The sequence below is a fragment of the Proteus myxofaciens ATCC 19692 genome (assembly GCF_001654855.1).
Classification (GTDB): Bacteria; Pseudomonadota; Gammaproteobacteria; order Enterobacterales; family Enterobacteriaceae; genus Proteus; species Proteus myxofaciens.
Window position 1 is genome coordinate 67347 of sequence record NZ_LXEN01000014.1, and the last position, 7437, is coordinate 74783.

7 protein-coding genes and 5 tRNA genes are annotated in these 7437 nt (G+C 33.6%); 2 read left to right on the forward strand and 10 right to left on the reverse strand.

Features of this window, described 5'->3' with window-relative positions; genetic code table 11:
- Window positions 1–323 precede the first annotated feature (323 nt).
- Both M983_RS01655 and M983_RS01660 read right to left on the reverse strand, forming a co-directional pair.
- On the reverse strand, window positions 324–740 hold the full coding sequence (locus M983_RS01655) for a hypothetical protein (protein WP_066746067.1): 417 nt from the start codon (window positions 738–740) through the stop codon (window positions 324–326).
- A gap of 285 nt (window positions 741–1025) precedes the next feature.
- Complete coding sequence (locus tag M983_RS01660; RefSeq protein ID WP_210433221.1) at window positions 1026–1787, reverse strand: class I SAM-dependent methyltransferase; 762 nt, start codon at window positions 1785–1787, stop codon at window positions 1026–1028.
- 250 nt (window positions 1788–2037) lie between these two features.
- Between M983_RS01660 and copM the strand changes: the two genes are divergently transcribed.
- Together copM and M983_RS01670 are read left to right on the forward strand one after the other, a co-directional pair.
- Window positions 2038–2409: a CopM family metallochaperone gene (copM, locus tag M983_RS01665; protein WP_066746070.1), complete on the forward strand. Its 372-nt coding sequence runs from the start codon at window positions 2038–2040 to the stop codon at window positions 2407–2409.
- A 311-nt stretch (window positions 2410–2720) separates the two neighbouring features.
- Window positions 2721–3050: a hypothetical protein gene (locus tag M983_RS01670; protein ID WP_066746072.1), complete on the forward strand. Its 330-nt coding sequence runs from the start codon at window positions 2721–2723 to the stop codon at window positions 3048–3050.
- Window positions 3051–3254: 204 nt separating this feature from the next.
- Here the strand turns inward: M983_RS01670 and M983_RS01675 are convergent.
- The 8 genes from M983_RS01675 to M983_RS01710 form a co-directional block, all read right to left on the reverse strand.
- Window positions 3255–3341, reverse strand: a tRNA-Leu gene (locus M983_RS01675).
- A 161-nt stretch (window positions 3342–3502) separates the two neighbouring features.
- Window positions 3503–3589, reverse strand: a tRNA-Leu gene (locus tag M983_RS01680).
- 137 nt (window positions 3590–3726) lie between these two features.
- Window positions 3727–3813: transfer RNA gene (locus tag M983_RS01685), tRNA-Leu, on the reverse strand.
- A gap of 5 nt (window positions 3814–3818) precedes the next feature.
- Window positions 3819–3892: transfer RNA gene (locus M983_RS01690), tRNA-Cys, on the reverse strand.
- Between the two features lie 24 nt (window positions 3893–3916).
- A tRNA-Gly gene (locus tag M983_RS01695) sits at window positions 3917–3992 on the reverse strand.
- A 141-nt stretch (window positions 3993–4133) separates the two neighbouring features.
- On the reverse strand, window positions 4134–4682 hold the full coding sequence (pgsA, locus tag M983_RS01700) for a CDP-diacylglycerol--glycerol-3-phosphate 3-phosphatidyltransferase (RefSeq protein ID WP_066746075.1): 549 nt from the start codon (window positions 4680–4682) through the stop codon (window positions 4134–4136).
- Window positions 4683–4737: 55 nt separating this feature from the next.
- Window positions 4738–6570: an excinuclease ABC subunit UvrC gene (gene uvrC, locus M983_RS01705; RefSeq protein WP_066746077.1), complete on the reverse strand. Its 1833-nt coding sequence runs from the start codon at window positions 6568–6570 to the stop codon at window positions 4738–4740.
- A complete protein-coding gene (locus M983_RS01710) occupies window positions 6554–7117 on the reverse strand; it encodes a LuxR C-terminal-related transcriptional regulator (protein WP_245683991.1) in 564 nt (187 codons plus the stop codon). The genes uvrC and M983_RS01710 overlap by 17 nt, the downstream gene beginning before the upstream one ends.
- Window positions 7118–7437: the final 320 nt, after the last annotated feature.

Here is a 7437-nt window from a genome sequence, read left to right on the forward strand (position 1 = left end):
AAATAGGAAATACTTACGATTTTTATATAAATAACAAATCAAAATTCTACAAAATAACTTTATCAAAGCAAGTTAACAGTTAATATTAGCATAGCAATCCACTATATTTGAATCCCTAAGACAATTTCTTTTATAAGGTTAATAATTCAAATAACTTGAATTTTAGAAAAAATGAGGATGTATTTGACTAGATTTAAAATTAGTTACAGATAATTTGCAGATAAATTTATAGAAAGGATTAAAAACGAACCAAATTAAGAGTAAGTACATTAACGTAAATACGTGCAGTTATTCTTAATAAACTAACTATTTCAATTGACTAACTAATAAAAATCATCAATAACTTGGTTAGCCTTTTCACAAGCGATATTTTTAGTTGGTAATATTGAGCCATCGAAAGCATTTTTTATCATGAAAACTTGCTCTAATGCAGAACTCGATAAAGATAAGCTTCCTTTTGCCAATGCATTTTCAATCTTGTTTAATTTTGATGCTAATGTATTGCAACTATGAGCTCTAAATAAAGAAAGGTTGCTTACTTTCACAGCACCCCCCCTATCATTAAACACAAAAGTATTATTGCTTGCCTGCACTGATGAGATTTGTATTACTTGATTGCTATCTTCCCATATATCAGCGACTTCTTCTCTAAAAACAGACACAATCAAAATTGCAAGAAAGATAGCCAGCATAATAGTTAATGATAATATACCTCCTGCAATAATAAGGATTTGTTTCATCATCACCTCGCTCGACTGACTAATTTAGTGTATTACTATATAATTAACACTCAATGATTCAATCTGTATTACGATTCTTTTTATTATTTACATTTTATTACTGAGATATACACTTCTTATTAATACTAATTGATAGATGAGCCACGAACATATAACATATTAAAATATAAATCTTTATATCAATAAGATAAAATTTAATCATATAAATCAATTCAAATAAAAATCACATTACTGTATAATTGCTAAATAATGAAGCGATTAAAACAGTAATGTATTAACTGATTATTATTTTCTTGAACAACAGGCTATATAATTTAAATTATTTTTATTTTCTCTAAAAAAACGAAACATCGATAAAAATCGAGCCCTATTTTCTTTATTTTTTAATCCATTCTTTATAATTTTGACTGTTCTAAAAATTCCTTCATCTTTTATTAGTCCTAACGGTGAAAGTAAACTCATTTTTCCTGATTTTGTAATAACACTAGAAAATCCCATATTGATAAACAGATTATACCAATCTTGCTTAAACATAGGCGAAACGTTCGATCTCACGGCATCGACTAATTTATCTTTATTAACATCATTATTTATTTTCATAATATCGTGTGTTAATAGAATACCGCCTGGTTTTAATACCCGATAATACTCTTTGATCAATTTTTCTTTTGCCTTATCTGCATACATCGTCAACATTGCTTCATTTAATACCACATCAAATGTATTATCAGGAAAAGGTAATGACAATGCATTTGCTTTAGTTATTTGAATTAGTTGAGCTAACTGTGCTTTTTCAACGTTATTTTTTGCATTAGCTAACGCTTGATCATCCATATCAACTGCAATTATCTTACAACCATATTTACTCGCGATTTCTATTGATGTGGTTGCCATATTACAGGCAATTTCTAGCATAGATGTTGAAGAGTTAAAATAAGCTTGGCTAATCAACCAATCTGACGCTTCTATCCCTCCTGGTCTTAATCTTGTTTTACCCAGACTTGCAAGAAAGGTATGCCCTGCTTTTGCCATAGTGTGATTATTCATACCACCCCCATAAAGATACATAATAAATGCAACTTTAATATAAAAAGTATTTAATGGGAATAGTTATCATTATTTTATCTATTTTTTATCAAAAAACTGAGAATAAAATTCACTAAGCGATAAGAATAAGTAGTCTAGTATAGCGTCATAAAGAGTAAAGAAAGTTAAACAATAATAAACGATATTGACCTTCCCCTAAGGGGAATCTTTAATGTTATAACAACTTCATGGAACATTTAAGGAAATTATGATGAAAAAGATTTTACCTTTAACCGCTATTTTAATGGGAATGCTCTCTTTTGGTGCTATGGCAAATGACATGCATGGACATATGTCAAACAATAGCAGCTCAATGAACTCACCTATGCAGAAAGAGTTAAATGAGTCGATGAGTAAAATGCACGCTAACATGGAAAAAGGAATGAATAGCCAGAATGCAGATGTCGCTTTTGCTCAGGGAATGATAGCACACCACTACGGCGCTATTGATATGTCTAAAATCGAACTTAAATACGGTAAAGATCCTGAAATGCGTAAATTAGCGCAAGAAATTATTGATGCTCAAGGTCCTGAGATTGATCAAATGCAAAAATGGTTAGAGAAAAACAATACTAAGAAATAAAAATTTTAACTTTACTGATTCTTTGAGCTGTATATCGTACAGCTCATTGCTATTGATTACGCATTTCTAATTTTTATATTTAATAATAGTTAATATAATTAATTATTAACTTCCTATTTAGCAATTACATTATATATAGCTATTCAAATTTATTATATCTCATTGTATTTCTCTTATACTCATTTTTATCTCCCCTTAAACACTAAAGTAAATCTGATTTTTTTTTATAACTGTTTATTTTATTCAAAGTATTATCTATACTTTTTCCATGTTTTTATTAAGACTAATTCAACATAAATTAAGGAAAATAGATGGCGAATAGTTTTTTACTTACCTACTCTGTTATCTCAACCTATGGCAATCCACTTGATGGCGATAAAGCAGATAAAGTAAGACATGATATAGCAAAGGTATGGGGCTGGATGAAATCACATACTAATGAAACAACCTTTACAGGATTGATGTGTATACAAGGTAATACAGATGAGGAAAAACAAAAGTCTGCAATTACAAATATAAGAAAAGAATTCAAACCCATTTTAAAAAAACATGAGGCAACTAAAGACAATGTGATTATATACTGTACGTTAATGGTTAATTGTATTGATAAACCATTTCAGTTCGAGATTTATTCTTCATAATATTTGTATCTTTTATTGAATGATATTGAGTATATCTATTTCCCGTTCACTAATAGATAACTCATTATTTATGTAAATTAATAACTCGTTTTCACTTCCCTTATAGTAATAGTGATATAGTTTAGTTTTACAAAAACAAAAAAACCTCCTAGTTGGAGGTTTTTTTCTAACTAAATTTATTAGCTAATAACATGAATAATTAGATGGTGCCCAGGGCGGGACTTGAACCCGCACAGCCTTACAGCCGAGGGATTTTAAATCCCTTGTGTCTACCGATTTCACCACCTGGGCTAAATTTTACTCTTTATCATTTTACATGAAAGCAATGATAAATTTTTTACCTACATCAAAGTTACTGCTTTTTGTACTTTTATTCTTTCTTACTATTTGTGCATATAATATAACACAACTTCGTAAGAAAAAACGGACCTAATTAGGTCCGTTCTTTGTTTTGGTGCCCAGGGCGGGACTTGAACCCGCACAGCCTTACAGCCGAGGGATTTTAAATCCCTTGTGTCTACCGATTTCACCACCTGGGCTAAATTCTGTGGTGCGCCCGTAAATTATTATTACAATAACATACTGGTAAGGACGACTTGATGACTTCTTAATGCCATTATTATGGACTTTATTTTGCACCACACTTTATTAAAGAATATTTATTCTCTATTAAAAGTGGTGCCCAGGGCGGGACTTGAACCCGCACAGCCTTACAGCCGAGGGATTTTAAATCCCTTGTGTCTACCGATTTCACCACCTGGGCATCTATGGAGGCGCGTCCCGGAATCGAACCGAGGTACACGGATTTGCAATCCGCTGCATGACCACTCTGCCAACGCGCCTCAACTACTCAATCTCTAAGAGATTGGAGCGGGAAACGAGACTCGAACTCGCGACCCCAACCTTGGCAAGGTTGTGCTCTACCAACTGAGCTATTCCCGCATTACCGAACTTGCTGATTTACTTATTTATTTCTGTAAACCATTGTGCCTTTCGATGCGTTGCATTCTACTGATTTCCTGAATCTAGTCAACACTATATTTGCATCTTTTTGACTGTTCGGTGAATTTTCAGTCATTTCGATCAACCTTCGCGCAAATCTGACCACGCTGCATTCAAATATTGGAACATCGACCAAAAAGTTAACACAGTCGCAATGTACAATAAAGCGATACCACACCACTCAACTTCTACTGTTGGACGCCATAATAATAAAACAAGCGAACCCATTTGAGCTGTTGTTTTCACTTTTCCTATCCAAGATACAGCAACACTATTACGTTTTCCTAACTCAGCCATCCACTCTCTTAACGAAGATATAATAATTTCACGCGCAATCATTGTAGCAGCAGGAAGTGTAATCCACCAAGCATGATAGTGTTCAGATATTAATACTAATGCAGTTGCAACCATAACTTTATCTGCAACAGGATCAAGAAAAGCACCAAAACGCGTTGTTTGTTTCAACCTACGGGCCAAAAACCCATCAAACCAATCAGTTGCAGCTGCCACCATAAAAATAATGGTACAAACCAAAGGTGCATCCTTAAATGGCAAATAAAACACCAAAACAAAGAATGGAATTAAAGCGACACGAAATAAAGTTAGCCAAGTTGGTATATTTAGTTGCATAGCGTTCTGCACGACCTAGAAAAGTGAGAGTTATTAATATGGTGCATCAATACACTTAGTGTTTCAACGCATTATAAATTTTTTCTGCTAATGCAGTCGAAATTGTGGGAACTTTCGCAATTTCTTCAACACTTGCAGCTCGCAAAGCTTGTAAGCCCCCCATATACTTCAACAACATTTGACGACGTTTTGGGCCTACACCTTCTATCGACTCTAACGAACTTGTATTTTTTACTTTTGCCCTACGCTGACGGTGTCCAGTAATTGCATGACGATGTGACTCATCTCGAATATGTTGAATTAAATGTAGAGCAGGAGAATCTGAAGGTAGAGCCACTCCCTCACCTTCAGGCACGAAAAAGAGTGTTTCTAGTCCCGCTTTACGATCACTCCCTTTTGCAACACCTATTAATTTAGGATGCAACTTATCCCAATCAACATCAAGGGAATTAAAAACATCAATTGCTTGTGCTAATTGCCCTTTACCACCATCAATAAAAATAATATCAGGGACTTTGTCTTCCTCTAAAGATTTACCATATCGACGAGTGAGAACTTGATTCATCGCGGCATAATCATCACCAGGAGTAATACCACTAATATTATAGCGTCTATATTCCGATTTTAATGGCCCATTCATGTCAAACACAACACATGAAGCCACAGTTTGTTCTCCCATAGTGTGACTGATATCAAAACATTCCATGCGTTTTATCTCTTTCATCTCTAAAAGGGACATTAACGCACTATAACGCTGCGTAATTGTGGTTTGTTCTACTTGTTTCGATGCTAATGCGGTTGCTGCATTCGTTCTTGCTAATTTAAGGTACCGAGCTCTATCACCACGAGGTTTAGTTTGTATTTGAATTTTGCGCCCTGCAATTGAGGAAATAGACTGCGACAGGATAGCTTTATCCTCCAAATTGAAATCCAGCAAAATCTCATTTGGTAACGTCCTTATCGCACTTCCTTGTAAATAAAATTGCCCGATAAAAGTCTGTACCACTTCATCAAGTGAAGTATTGGCAGGTATTTTAGGAAAATAACTACGGCTTCCTAACACCTTGCCTTGACGGAAAAAGAGTACATAGACACAGGCCATAGCACCATTAAATGCAACGCTAATTACATCAAGATCATCACCAATATTGGCAACAAATTGTTTCTCAGTTACTTGTCTTACTGCTTGTATTTGATCACGAATACGCGCCGCTTCTTCAAAACGTAAATCTTGGCTTGCTACTTCCATTCTTTTCACTAAGCCATCTATAACTTGAGTATCATTCCCTGATAGAAACAGTCTTACATAATCAACTTGCTGAGCATACTCCTCATCAGAAACATAGCCTTTCACACAAGGCGCTAAACAACGGCCGATTTGGTACTGTAAACAAGGCCTAGAGCGATTTCGATATACACTGTCTTCACATTGACGGATAGGAAAGATTTTTTGCATTAATGCTAAGGTTTCCCTAACTGCAAAAGAGTTAGGAAAAGGTCCAAAATATTCCCCTTTTGCATGTTTTGCACCTCGGTAACTCGCTAATCTAGGGTGTTTATCACCACTTAAATAAATATAAGGATAAGATTTATCATCTCGTAATAAAACATTATAACGAGGCTGGTAGCGCTGAATATAGCTATGCTCAAGCAAAAGTGCTTCTGTTTCTGTGTGAGTGATAGTGACATCAATATTTGCGATACATTTCACTAATGCTTCTGTTTTTCGACTATTGACTTGGGCACGAAAATAGCTTGAAAGCCTCTTTTTCAGATCTTTCGCTTTGCCTACATAAATTACCGTATTGGTCGCATCATACATTCGATAAACACCGGGTTTATCGGTGACCCGACTTAAAAATGCTTTTGCATCAAATTTGTCTTCCACTTTGTAAATGACTCTCTATCTCTATTAACCCATAACGTACTGCTATATGAGTTAATTCTACATCACCTGAGATTTTTAGTTTACTAAACATTCTATATCGATAGCTATTTACTGTTTTTGCATTGAGATTAAGCTCTAGTGCTATCTGCCCAGTCTTTTTCCCTCTAATAATCATCGACATTATTTGTAATTCCCTTTCTGATAGATGATGTAACGGATTTAAATCTGTTTGTATTTTATTCAATGCAATTTCCATCGCAAATTCTGGGCTGATATATCGTTGCCCAATGCAAACTTGTCGCACTGCTTGTAACATATTTTCACAAGGTGTATCGATAACGATAAAACCTTCAATGCCTAATTGTAGCAATGGTACTGATAATATGGCGTCTATTTTAGGCGAAATAATAATTATTTTTATTGTTGGAGAAAATCGCTTTATACGCTTAATAATATCAATTATTGGTATAGATGGAATTGAATAGATAATAATAAGGTTAACTGAATATTGCCGGCAATAACGAAATGCCTCGGATTCCTCAGTCATTATCTTTCTTATATTGATTTTTTTTATTTGATTGAGTAAATATTGGATACCCAAACTAAAAACTTCAATTCGACTTATTATTAACGTGTTTATCAAAAACATCTTCCTTTATAAAACAATAAAAAGTCATTTAACTTACTAAAGTAGTATCATATTATAATAAGAAAAAGTCATCCACATTTAACTTTATAATTTATCTTAATTTTTAATAAATAAGAGTAAACGTAAAAAGTATCATTAAAAAAAATGGGTTTATCTAAATAGATAAACCCATAATAATATATTTATATCAATCATATTAACCATTGAACATTTTTATT